The organism is Kolteria novifilia, assembly GCA_007748055.1.
In the GTDB taxonomy this organism is placed as follows: Bacteria; Planctomycetota; Planctomycetia; order Kolteriales; family Kolteriaceae; genus Kolteria; species Kolteria novifilia.
The window spans coordinates 1,306,165-1,324,547 of the sequence record CP036279.1 but is presented as its reverse complement, the minus strand read 5'-3'; the positions used below and the strand labels follow the sequence as shown (position 1 = coordinate 1,324,547).

Genomic DNA, 18,383 nt, shown 5'->3' with positions numbered 1-18,383 from the left:
GGTCGCTCTGGGATTGGGAGATTAACACCGATGCGAATTCGCTGGCGCGGTCTGGAGCTGCCGAGCATTATCGTTTCCGACCGGGAAACCCTTACCGACACCTACGGTAAGTTCACGGTCGAACCCTTCGAGCGTGGCTTCGGCACCACGATTGGCAATAGCCTGCGTCGCGTCCTGCTCGCGAGCCTCGAAGGAAGTGCCGTCACCAGGGTCAAGATCGCGGGCGTTCAGCACGAGTTCAGCACCATCCCGGGCGTCGTCGAGGACGTCACCGAGATCATCCTGAACATCAAGAGCCTCGTGCTCAAGAATCACACCGACGAAGAGAAGACGATCCGCATCGACCGCTCCGAAGCGGGTGTCGTCACCGCCGCCGACATCATGCACGACGAGTCGGTCGAAGTCATCGACCCCGAGCACGTGATCGCGACGATGACCGACGACGTTCACTTCTCGATGGAGATGACCGTCAACAATGGCCGCGGCTATGTCCCGACCGAGGAAGCCGATCACGGCGACCAGGAGATCGGCGTCATTCCGATCGACTCGGCCTTCTCGCCGGTTCACCGGGTGACCTACAAGATCGAGGAAGCGCGGATTGGTCAAAAGACCAACTACGACCGCTTGAATCTCGACATCTGGACCAACGGAACGATCACGCCCGAAATGGCGCTCGTCGAGGCCGCGAAGATTCTTCGCAAGCACCTCAATCCCTTTGTCCAGTACTCCGAGCCCGGCCCGGAAGTGCCGATCGACCCCGAGAGCGCCCCGTTCACCAAGCAGCAAGAGTACGTCGATCCCGAGTTCGAGGCGAAGCTGAACATGAGCCTCGCCGAACTCGAGCTCTCCGTTCGGGCCACCAACTGCCTCGAATCCGAAGGGATCACCACCGTTCGCGAACTGCTCAGCCGCGACGAGGAGCGTCTCTTGCAGGTCCGCAACTTTGGAGAAACGACGCTTCGCGAGGTTCGGGAGAAGCTCAAGAAGTTCAACCTTCATCTCGGCATGAGTTTGCCGCAAACGGCGCAGGACTAAACCGCGTCGGAGATTAAGAGCATGGTCGCGTGCCCCGCGTCGGCGCGCCCATCACCAGTGACAAGGATTCAGCCGTCATGAGACACTTGATTAAGGGACGCCGGCTCAACCGTTCGCCGTCTCACTTGTTGGCCACCAAGCGGAACTTGGCGTGCAGTCTCTTCGTCCACGAGCGCATCAACACCACGGTCCCCAAGGCCAAGGAACTGCGCCCGTTCGCCGAGCGGATCATCACGATCGCCCGCAAGGGCTCCGCCGCGCTCGAACAAGCCGCCAGCCAATCGGGCGAGGATGCTCGGGTCTCCAAGGCCAAGGCGCTGCACGCTCGCCGTCGGATCATGTCGATCCTCGGCGGCAAGAAGCGGATCGTCGTCGGTGACGATGTCATCAACGTCGTCGACAAGCTCATGAACGAAATCGGCCCCCGCTTCCAGACGCGTCCCGGTGGTTACACCCGGATTCTCAAGCGAACCAAGCGCCGACTCGGTGACGCTGCTCCCGTCGCGTTCATTGAGCTGCTCGCGGCCAACGAGGATGCCGCCAAGGAAGCCGCTCCGGCGCCCGCTCCCGTCGTCTCCGAAGACGAGTAAAGCACTTTCCAACTCTTGGGGTGACACTGGCTCCTTGTGAGCCAGTGCCCGAGCCGCTCTTCGACTGCCATTGAGCCAAGAGTGATCCATCTTCGGGACAGATCGTCTGCCCGAGAGTTCGAGCCATCCGTCTCATCGGCGAAGCCTGTCCAACGGCTTCCGCCCGCGAAAGGCGGGAGCGGCCAACCGCCGACCACGAGTTCAGCGACTTTCACCTCGCCAAACAGCCGTTTCCAAGTCCGCGAGAGCCTCGCTCGCCTCTTCCGTTTTTTTCTTTGGGAAACTATTGATGCGGATTCTTCCGTGGTACACTTTTGCACGGGTGAGTGTTCGCTCATACACTTCCCATGAATCGGTTGGCACTCGCCAACGCTTCTAGCACGATCTGCTGGATACCGGTTCATTGGTGTTCGCGTGACGTTGTCACTCCGCGGTAACATCGCATGTTCGGAATCAACGTTGTCGCTGGTGTTCCAGTCGCCTCGGCGCCGATCGCGTCCGAGCCGACCACGACGGAAAACCCCCGAAGGGGATCTTCGGAGTCCGGACGACCCAACTCTCGGCAGCTTCGCCGTTCCAAACTCCAGTGACAATCGCGACATGGTCCGAGGGAGGATATGGACCAATGAAACAACGGCCAAACGTGGAAACGGAAGTCTACTTGGAACCCGCGGTGCTCTGGCAATCCAACGTCAAAGGGGTTGCGCGAGTCACCGACTCGACCAATCGCCATCGCATCGCCGACCAGGCCTACCCCTATGCGCTGGAGCTCCCGCGAGAGAAAGGACCCTTCCACTTTTCCAGGCACATCTCGCGCCTCTGTTCCGACATCACCACCCGCATGGACGAATTCCGTCACATCGACATGCGGCGGGTGCTGGTCACCTTCGCGCGCTGCCGCAATCGCCGCTTGGGAGGACTACAAGCCAAGCTGATTCCGCTCCGCTTTCAGGATGGCGAGCAAACGCAAGTCCGGCGTGGATTCGAGTACATTGTCCAAAAGGTCTTCGTCGGCGAAGTCGAACTCAAATACGTCCTCTCCTTCTACCTGCCCCGGTTCCTCAACCAGTCGTTCGATGAGAAGTTGATCACTGTTCTGCACGAGCTCTACCACATCGGCCCGGACTTTAGCGGGGACATTCGCCGCTTCGACGGAACCAACTCCGTACACAACGGTTCGCAACGCCGCTACGACAAGTACATGGCCGAGCTTGGTCGTGAGTACCTCTCCACGCGGCCGCCCCACGTGCTTTACGACTTCCTGCGTCTTTCCTGCGCGGGACTGAAGGAGCAATACGGCGAGATCGTCGGCGTCAACATCCCCTCACCGAAGCTCATCCCGACATCCAAGGCCCGCCGGCATCGCACGCGGATCTAGTCAGCCGATCTCCCACCGACGATGTCCCGGCTCGATGCAGTTTCCTTCAGGTTCATGGGTGTCATGCCCACGCTTGCGTGGGCATGCGCGACAAACCTGTGATTCAACAACTTGCCTCACGATGGAAGTGCGAGTTCTCATGCGACATGGAAGGCGGATGGTCTCCGCATCACCGCACACCGGGACGTCTCGTCCGGGAGACGCAAGCAAGGCGTCAAGCCGCACCGCGCAAGCGAACGATGAAGTCATGGATGACGATCAGGGAAATGCTACCGTGCCGAGGGATTGGCGAAGAGTCCCCCGGTTGATTCGGCACGCTTGAGAAGAGGTGGGTGAACCGACAGGCGACTTATTCGAACTCGTCGCGTGCGGTGAGAACCTTGGGACCGTCCGCGGTAATCGCCACGGTGTGCTCCACGTGAACGCTGGGCAATTGATCGACCGTTTCGACGGTCCAGTGGTCCCTGCGGATCCGGACCGCCTTTCCGCCCATGTTGACCATCGGCTCGATCGCGATCACCAGCCCTTCGTCGAGCCAGAAATCGTGCTTCATCCAATTGCGGGCGACGTAGTTGGGTACCTGCGGCTCTTCGTGCATCGACTGCCCGATGCCGTGACCGACGAACTGCTCGACGATGGAGTAGCCGGCTTGGTGGACGACCTCTTGCATCCGCATCGCCACTTGCGACCACTTCTTCTGCCGTCCGACTTCGCGGATCGCGGTCGCGAGCGTCTCCTCGGCAACATCCCAAAGCCGCTGCTTGTCGGCGGAAAGCTCTCCCACCGGAATGGTGATCGCCGAATCGCCGCACCAGCCCTCCAGACGGCATCCCGTGTCAACGGAGACGAGATCGCCTTCCTGGAGCACCCGATCACCCGGGATTCCGTGGACGACCTCCTCGTTGACGCTGATGCACGTCACGGCGGGGAAGGGTGTCTTGCCCGGATAGCCCTTGAAGAGCGACTGAGCTTCGCGTTCGGCGAACATCTGCTCGACGATCGCGTCGAGTTCTCCCGTGGTGACCCCCGGCTTGACCGCTTTCTTGACCGCCACGAGGCAACTCGCCACGAGCTGACCGGCCTTGTGCATCTTGGCAATCTGTTCGGCGGTCTTTAGATGAACGCGTTGCCTGAGCACCGGCCTACTCCTCTCGCGTGATGCGAATTGCTTTGTGTGTGTCTGCCGCGGCAACCCTTCGGTCGCCCTCTTCGTGACGAGCTCGCTTGATCATGGTTCACCAAGCCGAAAGGTCGCCCCGCCGACATAGGATACCATCGATCGCACCGGACTTCCGTCCGATCACCTCTCGCAGGGTTTCGTGGAGACCCAACTCTCGGGCGCCACTGGCCGCATTTCAGCCAGTGAGCATGCGTTGCGTAACCGTCACCCAGAAGGTGGACGTTCGACCGTGGACTAGTTCTGAGCTGTTCCCAGCAGACTGTCGTAATTTCTCATGATCAGGTGACTGTCGATCTTCTGTACGAGATCCAAAGCCACACTGATGATAATCAGCAGCCCGGTCCCGCCAAAGAAGCTCGCCACCTCGTAGGGAACGCCAAGCGAGGTCGACACCATCTGCGGAATAATCGCTACCACCGCGAGAAATGCCGCCCCCACGTAGGTGATACGCAGCATCACCCGTTCAAGATAGTCGGCTGTCCGTTTCCCCGGACGATATCCCGGGATGAAACTCCCATGATCCTTCAGGTTGTTGGCCATGTCCTTCGGGTTGAAGGTGATCGCCGTCCAGAAGTAGCAGAAGAAGTAGATCAGCCCGATGTAGCAGACAATGTAGAAGAAACCCTGCCCGCTAAAGGAGTTCCGCAACATGTCGAGCGGCGGCCAATTGACCCACTGGGCGAGATAGGCGAGCACGATCGAAGGGAACATCAAGAGACTGCTGGCGAAGATGACCGGCATGACGCCCGCTTGATTGACCCGCAACGGAAGGTACTGGCGATTGCCGCCATACACGCGCCGGCCGCGAACGTGTTTCGCCGACTGGGTCGGGATCCGACGTTGGCCTTGCGTGATGAGCACGACGCCAACGACCACGAAGACGAACAGGATCGCAAGAAGGATCAGCTTCTCCACCCCGATGCCCCGTTGCGGGGCGATCGCCAGCTCGCGGATCTCGAGCGAAAGCTTCGCCAGAGCGTTGGGAAGACGGCCGACGATTCCCGCCATGATGATCAGGCTGATGCCGTTGCCGATGCCGTACTCGTCGATCTGCTCACCGATCCACATCAGAAAGACCGTTCCCGCCGTCATCGTGATGACCGAGACGAAGATGTAATAGAAGCCGTCGTAGTTTGGATTGACGACCCGCATCTCCCCCCCTTGCGACATCATCAGGCGAACCCAGATCCAGCTCTGTACCAGACAGATGGCGACGGTGAGATACCGCGTGTACTCGTTGATCTTCTTTCGCCCCGATTCGCCCTCCTTTTGCAGCTTCTCCAGGGCGGGAATGACACTCGCCAGAAGCTGCAAGATGATCGACGCCGAGATATAGGGCATGATTCCCAACCCGAAGATCGTACTCGTCGACAGGTTGGTTCCGCTGAAGAGCGCCAACTGGTTGAAGAGCGACTGCAGATTGCCCCCCATCGTCCGCTCGGCCCATGCCTGCAGCGCGACTTGGTCGACGATAGGCAGTGGCACCCAGAATCCGAGCCGATAAATGGCCAGCATCCCAAGCGTGAAGAGAATCTTGTTCCGGAGTTCCGGAATCTTGAAGATCGTAATGAGTTTGCTCATCAAAGAGTCCTTCGGCTGGCCCTACTGTCTCGGGCGTGCCAAGTCCATGGCTGCAGGCATCTTGGATAAGGTAAGAAAGCTTGTCAAGCGGCGTTTCGTCCGCCGCGCACGACCAAACGGACTGACCTCGTTGAACCCAGTCAACTCGGTCACCCCGTCGCCGCTATCGCTACCTATGAACGGAAGTTGAATCGAAGGCAAGCCGACGATGACCCGGCCCGACGCTCGCTCGATCGCGCCGTCAGGCCGTGCATGAGAGAGGTGGTGGGGAGTAAGAGGACGAGTTCCCTTCGTCTTCGACTCCATAGGATTACGCTTCCGCGTTCTTGGGCTTTCTGGGCCGCATCTTGTTGCGAATCTTCGGACCCGAGTGCGGACCTTCGACCACGACACAGGTGCCGCCGGCCTTCTCGATCTTTTCCTTGGCACTCTTGCTGAAGCTGTGGGCGTGCACCTCAAGCCTCTTGGCCAACTCACCGTCACCGAGAATCTTCACCCGGTCGTGGGGACGCTTCGTCAACCCAGACTCGGTGAGGGCCTCAAGGGAGACGATCTCGCCTTCCTCGAAGTTCTCCAGATCGACGACATTGACGACCGCGAAAACGAGCTTCCACTTGTTGTTGAAGCCCCGTTTCGGCAGACGACGATAGAGAGGCATCTGCCCACCCTCTTTGAGGAGGGAGGGATTGTCGCCGGAACGCGAGTACTGACCTTTGTTACCTTTGGTCGCGGTGCGGCCCTTCTTACTACCGGGGCCGCGACCGATTCGCTTTCGGCGCTTGAACTTCTGGATGCCTTCGTGGACCGCTTTCAAATCCATTAGAGGGTCACTCCCCTCAGTTCGGCAACTTCATCGCGGGTCCGCATCTGCTTGAGCCCGTTGATGGTCGCCTTGACCACATTGACCGGGTTGGTGGATCCCATGCACTTGGTCAGTACATCGGTAACTCCACAAGCCACCATCACATCCCGAACACCCCGACCGGCGATGACGCCCGTACCAGGAGCGGCGGGAAGCATGATGACCCGAGCCGCGCCGTAGCGGCCGATGATCTTGTGAGGGATCGTCTTGCCGCGAAGCGGGATCTTCGCGAGCGCCTTGTGGGCGCTCTTGACCGCCTTCTCGACCGCCGGGGGAACTTCCTTCGCCTTGCCGTAGCCAAAGGCGACTTTTCCCTTGCGATCCCCAACGACGACTAGCGCGTTGAAGCTGAAACGCCGGCCGCCCTTGACCACCGCGGCACAGCGCTTGATCTGCACCACCGATTCGAAGGCGTCGGAATCCTTGTTGCGGCCGTCTCCGCCGCGTCCGCCTCGACCTCGTCGTTCTTGTGCCACGATCGCCTCGCCTCATCCCACGCCCGGGCATCTCTCGGCCCACGCGCGGTTGATTCCTCTTTCCTCAGCGGACTAAAACGACAATCCGCTTTCCCGAGCCGCATCCGCCAAGGCGGCAACGCGACCATGATACTTGCAGTGCCCGCGATCGAAGCAGACCGCCTCGACTCCCGCGGACTTGGCTCGCTCGGCGACGAGCTTGCCGACTTTCGCCGCCGCCGCCTTGTCCGCCGTCGAGTCCAATCCCTCGGCGACGTCCTTCTGCTGCGTCGACGCGGCCGCCAGCGTCAGCCCCTTCTCGTCGTCGATCACCTGCGCCGAGATATGACGCAAGCTACGATGCACCGTCAGACGCGGACGCGCCGACGTGCCCCGAATGATCCGACGGACATGACCCTTGCGGCGGGCCCGTTGCTCATTGATCGTTGCGCGTTGAACCATGGTTCTCTAATCCTAGCCGCCACTGCCGAAGGCCTTACCGGCCTTGCGACGCACTTGTTCGTCTTCGTAGCGAATCCCGGTACCCTTGTAGGGCTCCGGCTTGCGAACCTTGCGAACGTTCGCCGCGAACTGACCCACCGACTGCTTGTTCGGTCCCGACACCACGATGTGGGTCGCGTCCGGCAGGTTCACCGTCACATCCTCGGGAACGGGCACCTTCACCGTGTTGCAGTAGCCAACGTTCAACGCGAGATGCGTGCCCTCGAGCGTCGCCGTGTAGCCGACGCCGACGATCTGCAGCTTCTTCTCGAAGCCCTTCGTCACCCCCTCGACCATGTTCGAGAGTAGACTGCGGTAGAGCCCGTGCAACGCACGCGCCGACCGCTCATTGCCTTCTCGATCACAGATGAGATGGCCGCCCTCTTCCTTCACCGTGATGGCGTCACGAACCTCGAGATCGAGCTTGCCTTTCGGTCCTTCGACCGAGACATTCGATCCGGCGATCGACACCTTCACGCCCGACGGGACGGCTACCGGCTTTTTTCCTAGTCGCGACATCGTCGTTACCCTAACCCGCACGCCCAGAGGCAATCACGGGACTTGTCTTGTTTGAGGGCCACCGCCCCACTCAGTAGACCTCGCAGAGAACCTCGCCGCCGACATTGCGAACGCGTGCCTGTCGGTCGCTCATGATTCCATGGCTGGTACTCAACACCGTGATTCCAAGACCGCCGAGAATCGGGCGCAACTCCTTTGAACCGCGGTAGATCCGCCGGCCTGGGTTGCTGATTCGGCGGATCGACTGAATCACGTGCTCGCCATCAAGGCCATAACGCAATTGCAGCCGCAGGATGCCCTGGGGCTCCCGCTCGATAATCTCGAACTTGACGACATACCCTTCCTCGACGAAGACCTTGCAGATCTCGTGCTTCATCTTCGAGTAAGGGACATCGACCGCAACCGCTTCGTTACGAACGGCATTGCGGATACGAGTCAACATGTCGGCGATCGGATCGGTCATCATGGCGCTATCACCAACTCGCTTTCTTGACGCCGGGGATCAGCCCATCGCTCGCCAGGTCACGGAAGCAGATCCGACAAATGCCGAACTTCCGATAAACCGCCCGCGGACGCCCGCACAACCGGCAACGCCGATTGAGCCGCGTCGAAAACTTCGGCGGCCTCTTTGACTTAACGATCTTTGACGTGCTGGCCATACCCGACTATCTCCCGTCAGTTTTCCCGAAAGGGCATTCCCAGCCCACGCAACAATTCGAGTGCCTCGTCATCCGACGCGTTGTCGATGACGAAGTTGATGTTCATTCCCTGCGTGAACTGCAGGTGATCGAGGTTGATCTCGGGGAAGATCGTTTGCTCGGTCAGGCCCATGCTGTAGTTGCCGTGACCGTCAAAGCTCTTCGTGCTGATCCCGCGGAAGTCACGCACCCGCGGCAGCGCCACGTTGATCAACCGATCGATAAACTCGTACATCCGCCGGCCGCGAAGCGTCACCTTCAAGCCGACCTTCATTCCCTCGCGGAGCCGAAATCCGGCGACCGACTTCCGGGCGACGGTGACAATCGGCATCTGCCCGGAGATCAAGGTCAGATGCTTGATCGCCTCTTCCATCCGGGACTTCTCGCCCTGAGTCGCCGCGCGGCCCATCCCCATGCTGATCACCACCTTCGACAGCCGAGGCAGCGCCAATCGGTTCTTCCGACCGGTCTTCTCTTGAAGACGGGGGAGGAGCTCGTTCTCGTAGCGGTCAATAAGCCGCGTGACCATCGCTTACGCCTCTCCCTCGGAGCCAGCTTGTTTCTTCTCGCCCTTCACCCGGTTCATGAGCTCCGCCGGGCGCAAGACCCGCAGCTCTTTTCCCGACGAACGGCAAAACAACACCTTATCGCCCCGCTCGTTGACCCGCACTCCGGTGCGGACGCCACGACCCAGCTCGGGGTTGTAGTACATCACGTTGGACGCATTGATCGGCATCTCGACCGAGAGCCGTCCGCCGCGCGGGTTCTGCTGGCTGCGCCGCACGTGCTTGAGGACCTTGTTGATGCCCTCGACCACGACCTTGTTCTCTTCCGGAATGACCCGCAGGACGCGTCCGGTGACGCGTTGTCCCGAGCGCGTGTCGCCGCCGGCAATCACTTCAACCATGTCGCCACGACGAATCTTCATCAGACCACCTCCGGAGCCAAGCTAATGATCTTGCTGAACTTCAAGTCGCGAAGCTCACGTGCCACCGCCCCGAAGATACGCGTCCCCTTGGGATTGCGATCATTGTCGATGATGACCACGGCGTTCTTGTCGAACCGAACGTAGCTGCCATCGGCCCGACGCGTCGCTTGCCGCGTCCGCACGACGACACCCTTGATGACATCGCCGACTTTGACATCGCTGCCCGGCAGCGCCTTGCGGACGCTGGCGACAATCACGTCACCGATTCCGGCATACCGTCGTCGCGAGCCGCCAAGCACCTTGATGCACTTGACCTGCTTCGCGCCGGTATTGTCGGCGACGTCCAGGAATGTTTCTTGCTGAATCATGACGCCCGTATCCTTTTGGACCGACGAACCCGCCTATCGCCACCGGGAAACCACCCCAAGCGGCCGCTTCGCCGATCGAGCGCTAACTATCCGCGCTGCCTTCGTCCGCACCGCTATCGTCTGTCGCGACCGACTCGAGCCCCTCGTCCACCGACGAGACCACTCGCACCAACCGCCACCGCTTCGTCTTCGACAGGGGACGCGTCTCCATGATCTCGACGCGATCACCCTCTTGCGACGCATTCTTTTCATCGTGCACGTGGCACACCGTTCGACGGCGGAGAAACTTGCCGTACTTGGGGTGCTTGGCCAGGCGCAACACTTCCACGCGTCGGGTCTTGTCCATCTTGGCGCTGGTGACTTGACCCACGAGCGTCTTACGTAGTTTACGTTCGGCAGCCTGCATTACTGTTCCTCGCCCCCGGCCTCGACACTCGCTTCACTGCTCGCATTCAACTCGCGTTCGCGTTGAATGGTCTTGATTCGAGCGATATCACGCCGAAGCTTCTTGATTTCCATTGGCGACTCAAGCTTCTCCGTCGTCGCCTGAAACCGGAGCTGAAACTGCTGCTGACAGATGTCGCGAAGACTATCCGCGAGCTGCTCGTCGCTCATCTGCCTGATCTCGTACGCTTTCATCGCGTCGACTCCAACTCCGCTCGTCACCCTAGAATGTCTGGCGCCGTCCGATCATCCGACACTTGAACGGCATCTTGTGCGCGACCCGATGGAAGCACTCCATCGCCGCCTCTTTCGGCAAGCCGGCAACCTCGTAGATGATTTGCCCCGGCCGAATCACCGCCGCCCAGAAGTCGGGCTCACCCTTACCCTTACCCATTCGGGTTTCCAAGGGAATCGAGGTGATCGACTTGTGCGGGAAGACTCGAATGTAGAGCTTGCCTTCGCCACGGACGAACTTCGAGCAGGAGATACGTCCTGCCTCGATATTCGCCGCACTCAGCCAAGCCGGCTCGAGCGCTTGCAGACCCCAGTCGCCGAAGCAGACCGTGTTGCCGCGCTGAGCATTACCTTTTACTCTTCCTCTTTGACTTTTGCGGTACTTCACCCGCTTGGGCATCAGAGGCATCGCCGCTCTCCACGTCGTAAAAGCCCTGGTTGATCCAGACCTTGATGCCGATATGGCCCTGCGGCGTCTTGGCCTCCGTGAAGCCGTAGCTGATCTTGGCCCTCAGCGTCGCCAGCGGCACCGAGCCCTTCAGCACTGTCTCCCGGCGAGCCATTTCCGCCCCGCCAAGTCGACCGGCCAAATTAATCTTCACCCCTTTGCCGCCCGCGTCCATCACCGCGTCCATCGCCCGCTTCATCGTGCGACGGAAACTCGAGCGTCGCTCGAGTTGCTCCGCGATATCTTCCGCGACCAACTGGGCATCAATCTCCGGCCGGCTCAACTCAAGAATTTTGATGTTGATCCGCCGCCCGGTCAGCTCCTGAAGTTCATTCTGAAGCCGCTCTACCTCGGTGCCTTTCCGACCGATGATAATACCCGGACGCGCGGTGTGAAGAATGACCTTCACCTCGTCCCGCGTCCGCTCGATCTCAATCCGAGGAATTCCCGCTTTGCCGTACCGCTCCTTGACGAATCGACGGACCTTTTGGTCCTCGACAAGTAAGTCGGCGAAATCTGCCTTGCCGGCGTACCAACGAGAAGACCAGTCCTCGAAGATGCCAATACGAAAGCCGGTCGGCCTTACCTTCTGACCCATAGTGCTTATCCTGAATTTGTTCGGAATCAGCGAGCGTCGATCGCCACGTGAATGTGTGACATCCGCTTGAGGATCCCAAAGGCCGAGCCACGAGCCCGCGGACGAATCCGCTTCATTCGCGGTCCCTCGTCGACATGAGCGTCGACGACCACCATCTCCTCAAGCCCCCGGGCCCCGCCATCCTCGGCGTTCGCCAGGGCACTCTTGAGCACCTTCTCCAACATCCGGGCGCCACGATTCGGCATGAACCGCAACGTGTCGAGCGCCTGGTACACGGGCTGATGGCGAATCAAATCAGCGACCGGACGCACCTTGGTCGGCGCGATGTCAGCAAAACGATGACTAGCCCGATACGCCATAATTCCACCATTGCCTCGAAATTCCGGCGGCAGGATTCGAACCTGCGACCTCCAGGTTATGAGCCTGGCGAGCTAACCACTGCTCCACGCCGGGATTGTTTCCTTGCTTCCCAATGAATGAAACAGCGACGGCCGAAGTGACGACCGCCGCCTCGCAATTGATTCTTTACCGTCTAGCGCCTGAATGCCCCTTGAAGGTTCTCGTAGGAGCAAACTCGCCCAACTTGTGCCCCACCATGTCTTCGGTGACGAAGACTTTGATGTGAGCGCGACCGTTGTGAACGAGGAAGGTGTGGCCCACAAACTCGGGAACGATCGTACAGGCACGCCGCCAGGTCTTGATCGGCTCTCGACCGGACACGCCCTGAGCGAGTACTCGCTGCAAGAGCTTGGGATCGACGTAAGGGCCTTTTTTTAGTGATCTACTCATGGTTTTCCAACCAATCCCGCCAAATCTTGTGCCGCATCTTTCGCTTTCCAGCCAGCCCGATTCCGATAACCGCGCCGGCACCTCTCCACGACGGCCACCCACTCGCGAGGGGGCCCTTTCGCCACTACTGCGGCAAGATCTTTTGCCCGTAACGCACCGTCTTGCGACGGCGGATGATCGCGCGATTCGACGTCTTACGACGTTTCCGCGTGTTGCCACCCTTGGCCGGCACGCCGGTCGGGCTACAGGGATGACGACCACCCGACGAGCGACCTTCACCACCACCCATCGGATGGCAAACCGGGTTCTGGGCAACGCCGCGAACGTGCGGACGCTTTCCGAGCCAACGCTTCCGCCCAGCCTTGCCGAGCTTGATGTTCATGTGCTCGGCATTGCCGACCGCACCGATTGTCGCCCGACACTTCGCGCTGACACGGCGAACTTCGCCGCTGGGAAGCGTGATTTGCGCCCAGTCCTTCTCGCGAGCGTTCAGGACGACGCCCGTGCCCGCGCTGCGGCCGAGTTGAGCCCCCTTTCCGGGAACCAACTCCACCGCGTGAATCTCCATGCCGAGCGGAATCGAAGAGAGGGGCATCGAGTTACCGACCTTCGCCTCGACCTTTTCTCCACTCTGCACCGTCATGCCGGCAACGAGGCCGGTCGGGGCCAGGATGTAGCGCTTCTCGCCGTCGGCGTACTGCACCAACGCGATTCTCGCACTGCGGTTGGGATCGTACTCGATATGAGTAACCGTCCCGACCACATCATCCTTGCGACGCTTGAAGTCGATCAAGCGGTAGCGACGCTTGTGTCCACCACCACGAAACCTGACCGTCGTCACACCCTGGTTGTTACGTCCACCCTTCTTGTGGAGCGGGCGCAACAGCGATTTTTCCGGCTTCTTCTTGCGATCCGTGATTTCCGCGAAATCACTGACCGTCCCGTGCCGTCGACCGGGGCTTGTAGCCTTGTAGCGACGAATTCCCACGAGAACACCTCTCCCTTACCGGCAACAGCGTCGCCCGCCGAGCGACGAAGAAACCCTCACCCAGCCCGCGGCGACGTTCGCCCGGCACCTTAGAACATGCTGATCCGATCCGCATCCGAAAGCGTGACGTAGGCCTTCTTCCAGCCCGCCGTCCGCCCCTTACGCCCCTTGAATCGACGGGTCTTCCCAATCCGATTCTGGGTCCGAACACTCGTGACCGAGACCGAGAAGAGCTGCTCGACCGCCTGGCGAATCTGCCCTTTGTCGGCGAGCGGATGCACCTCGAACGCGTACGTGTTGCGGCGTTCGACCAGGTGAGTACCCTTTTCGGTGATAATCGGACGCACGAGCACTTGATGCGGCTCGAGCGCGGGGCCCTTCTTGACCTCGGGCGCCCGAGGGTTGCGACTAGCCATCGTTGGCCTCCTCCCCGTCCGCGCCACCATCCGAAGCAGATTCGGTCTTCGCATCCGAAGCCTCGCCCGCCTCGGCCGACGGCACCTCTTCACCAACAGGTGATTCGGCGTCCTTGCCGACGCTGCCCGCTTCTTGCAGGAATTCCAACGTCTCCCGGGTCACCAGCATCCGCTTCGGCTTGAGCACCGAGAGGGCGTTCAAGTCGCCGGCGGTCAGGATATCGACCCCAGGAATGTTTCGTGCCGACAACAACACATTGGTGTCGGTCTCTTTGAGCGAGATCAAGCACGACTGCTCGGAAAGCCCCAGCGCCGCGAGGACTCCCGCCATCGCCTTGGTCTTCGGCTCGGCGAACGGCAGCGAGTCGACCACGACCATCTCGTCGTCGACCATCTTGCTGAGAATCGCCATCCGCGTGGCCAAGCGACGAGCCTTCTTCGGCATTGAGTAGGAGTAGTCGCGAGGCTTGGGCCCATGGGCCTTTCCACCTCCACGCCGAACCGGAGACCGCTTTGGCCCCATCCGGGCGTGACCGGTTCCCTTTTGCCGATAAAGCTTGTGGCCCGAGCCGGCCATCTCGCCACGACGCTTCGTCGAATGTGTTCCGACGCGGCGATTCGCCTGGTACATGACCACGGCGTCGTGCAACAACTGCTTGTTCACGGTTCCGCCGAAGTGCGCAGGATCGACCTCGACGGTCGAAACCTGCTTGCCCTCAGCGTTCATGACCGGAAGCGTCAACATCGCTCCCACGTCCCCCAACTAGGTCCCTTCGGGCTTACGCCTTCTTGGACTTCTTTCTGTTCGTTTCCCGCACCATGACCATGCCGCCATTCGGGCCCGGCACGCCACCGCGAACCAAAAGCAGGCTCTGCTCGGCATCGAGCCGAACGACCTTCACGTTCCGAACGGTCGAACGGGTGTTCCCGTACTGACCGTTCATCTTGCGGCCCTTGATGACGCGAGCGGGATAGGCCGAGCAACCGATCGAGCCCGGAGCACGATGGCTCCGCTGCACGCCGTGAGTCGCCTCGAGACCACCAAACCCGTGCCGCTTCATCGTTCCCGAGTAGCCGCGGCCCTTCATCGTGCCGATGATGTCGACGGCCTTGACGCCATCGAAGATATCGGCCGTGAGGACGGCCCCCGCCTCATGCTCCGCGGGAGCGTCGAGGCGAACCTCGCGAACAAACCGCTTCGGCTCCGCGCCGACCTTGGCGACATGCCCACGCTCGGCCTTGGTGGCCGACTTGCGAGGCTTGTCGAGATAGCCGAGCTGCACCGCCTCGTACTTATCCTTCTCCGCCGTCCGAACCTGCAGGACCTGACAAGGACCCAGCTTCAAGACGGTGACGGGATGCACGTTCCCCTCGTCGTCGAAGACTTGGGTCATGCCGATCTTCTGACCGAGCAATGTCGGCGTCATGTCAAAACCTCTCTCGACGGCACGTTGACCAAATGCGTCCCACGTACCCTGTCGGGCGGCCCCGGAAGACCGAACTCCCAACACGGCTTGACGCAAGACGTTCGGTCGCTACCGAGCCAACCTAACCAGCGATAGATAGAGCTTTAATCTTGATATCGACACCCGCGGGCAACGCGATCTTGTTGAGCGCGTCAATCGTCCGCGCCGTCGGCTGCACGATGTCGATCAGCCGCTTGTGCGTCCGGATTTCGAACTGCTCACGGCTCTTTTTGTCAATGTGCGGACTCCGGTTCACGGTGTACCGAGAAATCCGCGTCGGAAGCGGGATCGGGCCATGAACAGTCGCCCCGGTCCGCTTCGCGGTGTCCACGATCTCTGTTGCCGAACTATCCAGGATGGAGTGATCGTACGCTTCCATCCGAATGCGGATTCGTTCGCTGCCGCCCGTCGACACCAATACTCCCCCTGGGCTGAAATCGTTGCCAGCCCGAAATCGCTAACTCTATTATTCCCAAAAGGTTACGGCTTCGCGATTTTGAGCCGTGATCTATTAAGTTACGAACGCCCTTCGGTAGCGTCAACTAGGTTCGCGCAAGTTTCGTTCTCCCGCGCGATTCAGCCTTGGTTCAACGGCCCTTCTCCCGGGCGCGAGCATCAGCCGGCCCCCCAGTCGCTACAACCGGCACCACCTGTCTCTCAATTTGAGTGATACGCGGCGCGAGGGTGCTTCCGCTGTCCGGTTGTTCGTACGCTTGCCGAAAAATCAAATCAAACTCGGACCGATTTTGTCCAAAACGGAACCCGAAACACGACAAAACAGCGCCGAAACGAACTCGTTCTCGTCAGAAGTTGACACCCGTTGACACCCAGGAACCGGTTTTCGGTGGCCTTGTGCCAGCGACAGGAAAGGACTCCCTCATGATCCGTGCGACCATATGGCGCCACATGCCCGCGATGTTCGCGACGCTCGCCATGATCGGCAGCCCCTTGGCGGCCCAGGCGGGCGGCAAATGGCGCCCCTTCAAGAAGAAGTGCGCCTCTTGCGTCGAATGTGAGCCCTGTCCGTGTGACATCTCGATCTATCCCGAGGCCAGCGAGCCCGAGTCGACCGAGGCGCCGACCGAAGCGCCGACCACCCCGGATGACATGCAGGCCCCCACGGACGACCTGACCGACGCGCCCGAGCCGTCGCCGGAAATGTCCGACTTGCTGTCCGACTCCCTCACCGGAACGGACTTCTCCGCCGCCAACGCCCCGACCAACCTCGCCCCGTACATGATCGGCGACGGCTTCGGTGGTGGACCGCTTGCCATCGACATCCCGAATGTCATCCCGGGTATCTTGAACGGCCAAACCGGCACGCTCTCGATCAGCAACGTCCAGGGAAGCCCGTCCTACGAAGGTAGTGGCCCGGTCATCTTCTCCACCGGAACAGTCCCGCAGCCGACGACCCTGTCGATCTCCGCTCTTGGCGTCCAGCAGCAGTTGGCCCCGCAGACCCTTGATACCCAGAGCGTCAACTCCTTCCCCGCGGACACGCTGCCCCAGTCGGCCGAGATCCTCGCTCCCGACGCGAGCATCACCGCCCAAGCCGCCCAGGGCGTCCAAACGATCGAGGAGATCAACGCCGCTCAAGTCGCGCCCGGATCGACCGTCGTCTCGAGTGTCACCAACGAGAGCAATGTCGCCGAGCAAACCGAAAGCGGGAGCCTTTACTCGGCCAACTACAACTACACCGCCGAGTCGCGTTACATCAGCCAGGAGACCGTCCTGATCTCCGTCGCCAACCCCAGCGGCGGCGGCGCGGTCGGTCGACTCAAGGTCGCGGAAAACAACAGCCCGATGCCCCGCGATCGCGTCTTCTTCAACTACAACTACTTCGACGACGTCCCCTACTCCTCCAGCGGCGTCGATGTTAGCCGGTACACGCCCGGCTTCGAGAAGACCTTCTTCAACCGGATGGCCTCGATCGAGTTCCGCATGCCCTTCGCCGGCACGCTCAACAGCAACCAGGTCCTCAACTCGGGTCCCGGTGTCGATCAAGTCGAGTTTGGCAACATCGGCTTCAATCTCAAAGCCCTACTCTACGCCACGCAAAACTTCGGCATCTCGGTCGGTTCCGGCCTGGCGATCCCGACGGCCGACGACGTCACCGTCCGCGACACCGCCAACGACGTCCTGGTCAGGATCAACAATCAGTCGGTCCACCTCATGCCCTACATCGGGGCGGTCTTCGCTCCGAACGATCGCTTCTTCGCCCAGGGCTTCCTCCAAGCCGACTTCGGCACCAACGGCAACGCCGTCTGGGAAGACCTCGACGGCATCGGCGGCCTGAACAAGGCGGGCGTCTTGACCGATCAGACGCTCGGCTACATCGACGCCAGCATCGGCTACTGGGTCATGAAGCACCGCGATTACGGCGTGCTGACCGCCGTCGCCCCGATGCTCGAGTTGCACTACACGACGACGATGGGCCAGGTCGACCGCATCCAACAGGGTAGCTTCGTCATCGGCGACTTCGCGGCCAACCAGGACATCCTGAACCTGACGACCGGCGTCAGCCTCGAGCTGTTCGGACGTGCCAACGCGGTCCTCGCCGCCGGCACGCCGCTCAAGGGTGGCATCTCCGGCCGTCAGTTCGACTGGGAGCTGCAGGCTCAGATCTCCTATCGCTTCGGACCGCAGAACCGTCTGACGCGAGCGAACTTCTAAGGTCTGCCCCGGTCTCGAAACCGGGCATTCCGAGCGTTTTCCAGCCCCCGCCACGACGCAGGCGACAGCACCCACCCTCCCATGCTGCTGTCGACCTCTTCGAGGCGGGGGTTTTCTCTATGCGCGACGTATCCGTTCACGGTTTGGTGACAAGGGATGGACAGGGTCGCGCTTCGCGCACCCTGGGTACCGATCGGATGGAAATGCGAACCCCGCAAGGGGCCATTTAGAT

The 18,383-nt window shown here is 60.8% G+C and carries 26 protein-coding genes and 1 tRNA gene; 4 read left to right on the top strand and 23 right to left on the bottom strand.

What is annotated here, in order from left to right; genetic code table 11:
- The first annotated feature begins 30 nt into the window (after window positions 1–30).
- The 3 genes from Pan216_RS04905 to Pan216_RS04895 all read left to right on the top strand — a co-directional run bounded on the left by Pan216_RS04905 (window position 31) and on the right by Pan216_RS04895 (window position 3,003).
- Window positions 31–1,035: a DNA-directed RNA polymerase subunit alpha gene (locus Pan216_RS04905; RefSeq protein ID WP_145255629.1), complete on the top strand. Its 1,005-nt coding sequence runs from the start codon at window positions 31–33 to the stop codon at window positions 1,033–1,035.
- Between the two features lie 77 nt (window positions 1,036–1,112).
- The gene (rplQ, locus tag Pan216_RS04900) at window positions 1,113–1,625 is read left to right on the top strand and encodes a 50S ribosomal protein L17 (RefSeq protein ID WP_145255626.1); all 513 of its coding nucleotides are present in this window, start codon (window positions 1,113–1,115) and stop codon (window positions 1,623–1,625) included.
- A gap of 625 nt (window positions 1,626–2,250) precedes the next feature.
- The gene (locus tag Pan216_RS04895; RefSeq protein ID WP_419193266.1) at window positions 2,251–3,003 is read left to right on the top strand and encodes a putative metallopeptidase; all 753 of its coding nucleotides are present in this window, start codon (window positions 2,251–2,253) and stop codon (window positions 3,001–3,003) included.
- A 349-nt stretch (window positions 3,004–3,352) separates the two neighbouring features.
- Here the strand turns inward: Pan216_RS04895 and map are convergent, their stop codons facing one another.
- The 23 genes from map to rpsJ form a co-directional block, all read right to left on the bottom strand.
- Window positions 3,353–4,141, bottom strand: coding sequence for a type I methionyl aminopeptidase (map, locus tag Pan216_RS04890; RefSeq protein WP_419193265.1), 789 nt, complete (start codon window positions 4,139–4,141; stop codon window positions 3,353–3,355).
- Between the two features lie 276 nt (window positions 4,142–4,417).
- The gene (gene secY, locus Pan216_RS04885; RefSeq protein ID WP_145255623.1) at window positions 4,418–5,764 is read right to left on the bottom strand and encodes a preprotein translocase subunit SecY; all 1,347 of its coding nucleotides are present in this window, start codon (window positions 5,762–5,764) and stop codon (window positions 4,418–4,420) included.
- 310 nt (window positions 5,765–6,074) lie between these two features.
- Window positions 6,075–6,584, bottom strand: coding sequence for a 50S ribosomal protein L15 (rplO, locus tag Pan216_RS04880; RefSeq protein WP_145255620.1), 510 nt, complete (start codon window positions 6,582–6,584; stop codon window positions 6,075–6,077).
- Window positions 6,584–7,102, bottom strand: a complete 519-nt coding sequence (gene rpsE, locus Pan216_RS04875; protein ID WP_145255617.1) for a 30S ribosomal protein S5 — start codon at window positions 7,100–7,102, stop codon at window positions 6,584–6,586. The genes rplO and rpsE overlap by 1 nt, the downstream gene beginning before the upstream one ends.
- 72 nt (window positions 7,103–7,174) lie before the next feature.
- Complete coding sequence (rplR, locus tag Pan216_RS04870) at window positions 7,175–7,543, bottom strand: 50S ribosomal protein L18 (protein WP_145255614.1); 369 nt, start codon at window positions 7,541–7,543, stop codon at window positions 7,175–7,177.
- Window positions 7,544–7,555: 12 nt separating this feature from the next.
- Window positions 7,556–8,101, bottom strand: coding sequence for a 50S ribosomal protein L6 (gene rplF, locus Pan216_RS04865; protein WP_145255610.1), 546 nt, complete (start codon window positions 8,099–8,101; stop codon window positions 7,556–7,558).
- 70 nt (window positions 8,102–8,171) lie between these two features.
- The gene (gene rpsH / locus Pan216_RS04860) at window positions 8,172–8,567 is read right to left on the bottom strand and encodes a 30S ribosomal protein S8 (protein WP_145255607.1); all 396 of its coding nucleotides are present in this window, start codon (window positions 8,565–8,567) and stop codon (window positions 8,172–8,174) included.
- 7 nt (window positions 8,568–8,574) lie between these two features.
- On the bottom strand, window positions 8,575–8,760 hold the full coding sequence (locus Pan216_RS04855) for a type Z 30S ribosomal protein S14 (RefSeq protein WP_145255604.1): 186 nt from the start codon (window positions 8,758–8,760) through the stop codon (window positions 8,575–8,577).
- 16 nt (window positions 8,761–8,776) lie between these two features.
- Window positions 8,777–9,328 carry a 50S ribosomal protein L5 gene (gene rplE, locus Pan216_RS04850; RefSeq protein ID WP_145255601.1) on the bottom strand — a complete coding sequence of 184 codons (552 nt, stop codon included), beginning with the start codon at window positions 9,326–9,328 and terminating at the stop codon, window positions 8,777–8,779.
- A gap of 3 nt (window positions 9,329–9,331) precedes the next feature.
- On the bottom strand, window positions 9,332–9,727 hold the full coding sequence (gene rplX / locus Pan216_RS04845) for a 50S ribosomal protein L24 (RefSeq protein ID WP_145255598.1): 396 nt from the start codon (window positions 9,725–9,727) through the stop codon (window positions 9,332–9,334).
- Entirely contained in the window at window positions 9,727–10,095 is a 369-nt protein-coding gene (gene rplN, locus Pan216_RS04840; RefSeq protein WP_145255595.1) for a 50S ribosomal protein L14, read from the bottom strand. The genes rplX and rplN overlap by 1 nt, the downstream gene beginning before the upstream one ends.
- A gap of 82 nt (window positions 10,096–10,177) precedes the next feature.
- Complete coding sequence (gene rpsQ, locus Pan216_RS04835) at window positions 10,178–10,501, bottom strand: 30S ribosomal protein S17 (RefSeq protein ID WP_145255592.1); 324 nt, start codon at window positions 10,499–10,501, stop codon at window positions 10,178–10,180.
- Entirely contained in the window at window positions 10,501–10,734 is a 234-nt protein-coding gene (rpmC, locus tag Pan216_RS04830; RefSeq protein ID WP_145255589.1) for a 50S ribosomal protein L29, read from the bottom strand. Before rpmC ends, rpsQ begins: the two co-directional genes overlap by 1 nt.
- A gap of 28 nt (window positions 10,735–10,762) precedes the next feature.
- Complete coding sequence (rplP, locus tag Pan216_RS04825; RefSeq protein WP_145255586.1) at window positions 10,763–11,182, bottom strand: 50S ribosomal protein L16; 420 nt, start codon at window positions 11,180–11,182, stop codon at window positions 10,763–10,765.
- The gene (gene rpsC / locus Pan216_RS04820) at window positions 11,121–11,819 is read right to left on the bottom strand and encodes a 30S ribosomal protein S3 (RefSeq protein ID WP_145255584.1); all 699 of its coding nucleotides are present in this window, start codon (window positions 11,817–11,819) and stop codon (window positions 11,121–11,123) included. Before rpsC ends, rplP begins: the two co-directional genes overlap by 62 nt.
- Before the next feature lie 26 nt (window positions 11,820–11,845).
- A complete protein-coding gene (gene rplV / locus Pan216_RS04815; RefSeq protein ID WP_145255582.1) occupies window positions 11,846–12,178 on the bottom strand; it encodes a 50S ribosomal protein L22 in 333 nt (110 codons plus the stop codon).
- 21 nt (window positions 12,179–12,199) lie between these two features.
- Window positions 12,200–12,272 (bottom strand) — tRNA-Met (locus Pan216_RS04810).
- Window positions 12,273–12,344: 72 nt separating this feature from the next.
- Window positions 12,345–12,608 carry a 30S ribosomal protein S19 gene (rpsS, locus tag Pan216_RS04805; RefSeq protein ID WP_145255580.1) on the bottom strand — a complete coding sequence of 88 codons (264 nt, stop codon included), beginning with the start codon at window positions 12,606–12,608 and terminating at the stop codon, window positions 12,345–12,347.
- A 124-nt stretch (window positions 12,609–12,732) separates the two neighbouring features.
- Window positions 12,733–13,596, bottom strand: coding sequence for a 50S ribosomal protein L2 (gene rplB, locus Pan216_RS04800; protein ID WP_145255577.1), 864 nt, complete (start codon window positions 13,594–13,596; stop codon window positions 12,733–12,735).
- Between the two features lie 89 nt (window positions 13,597–13,685).
- On the bottom strand, window positions 13,686–14,012 hold the full coding sequence (rplW, locus tag Pan216_RS04795) for a 50S ribosomal protein L23 (protein ID WP_145255574.1): 327 nt from the start codon (window positions 14,010–14,012) through the stop codon (window positions 13,686–13,688).
- Window positions 14,005–14,757: a 50S ribosomal protein L4 gene (gene rplD / locus Pan216_RS04790; RefSeq protein WP_145255571.1), complete on the bottom strand. Its 753-nt coding sequence runs from the start codon at window positions 14,755–14,757 to the stop codon at window positions 14,005–14,007. Before rplD ends, rplW begins: the two co-directional genes overlap by 8 nt.
- Before the next feature lie 34 nt (window positions 14,758–14,791).
- Window positions 14,792–15,439 (bottom strand): 50S ribosomal protein L3, encoded by a 648-nt coding sequence (gene rplC, locus Pan216_RS04785; protein ID WP_145255568.1) that lies wholly within the window; start codon window positions 15,437–15,439, stop codon window positions 14,792–14,794.
- A 121-nt stretch (window positions 15,440–15,560) separates the two neighbouring features.
- A complete protein-coding gene (gene rpsJ / locus Pan216_RS04780) occupies window positions 15,561–15,893 on the bottom strand; it encodes a 30S ribosomal protein S10 (protein ID WP_145255565.1) in 333 nt (110 codons plus the stop codon).
- Window positions 15,894–16,357: 464 nt separating this feature from the next.
- On the opposite strand from rpsJ, the gene Pan216_RS04775 reads away from it, so the two are divergent.
- Window positions 16,358–18,151, top strand: coding sequence for a hypothetical protein (locus Pan216_RS04775; RefSeq protein ID WP_145255562.1), 1,794 nt, complete (start codon window positions 16,358–16,360; stop codon window positions 18,149–18,151).
- Window positions 18,152–18,383 lie beyond the last annotated feature (232 nt).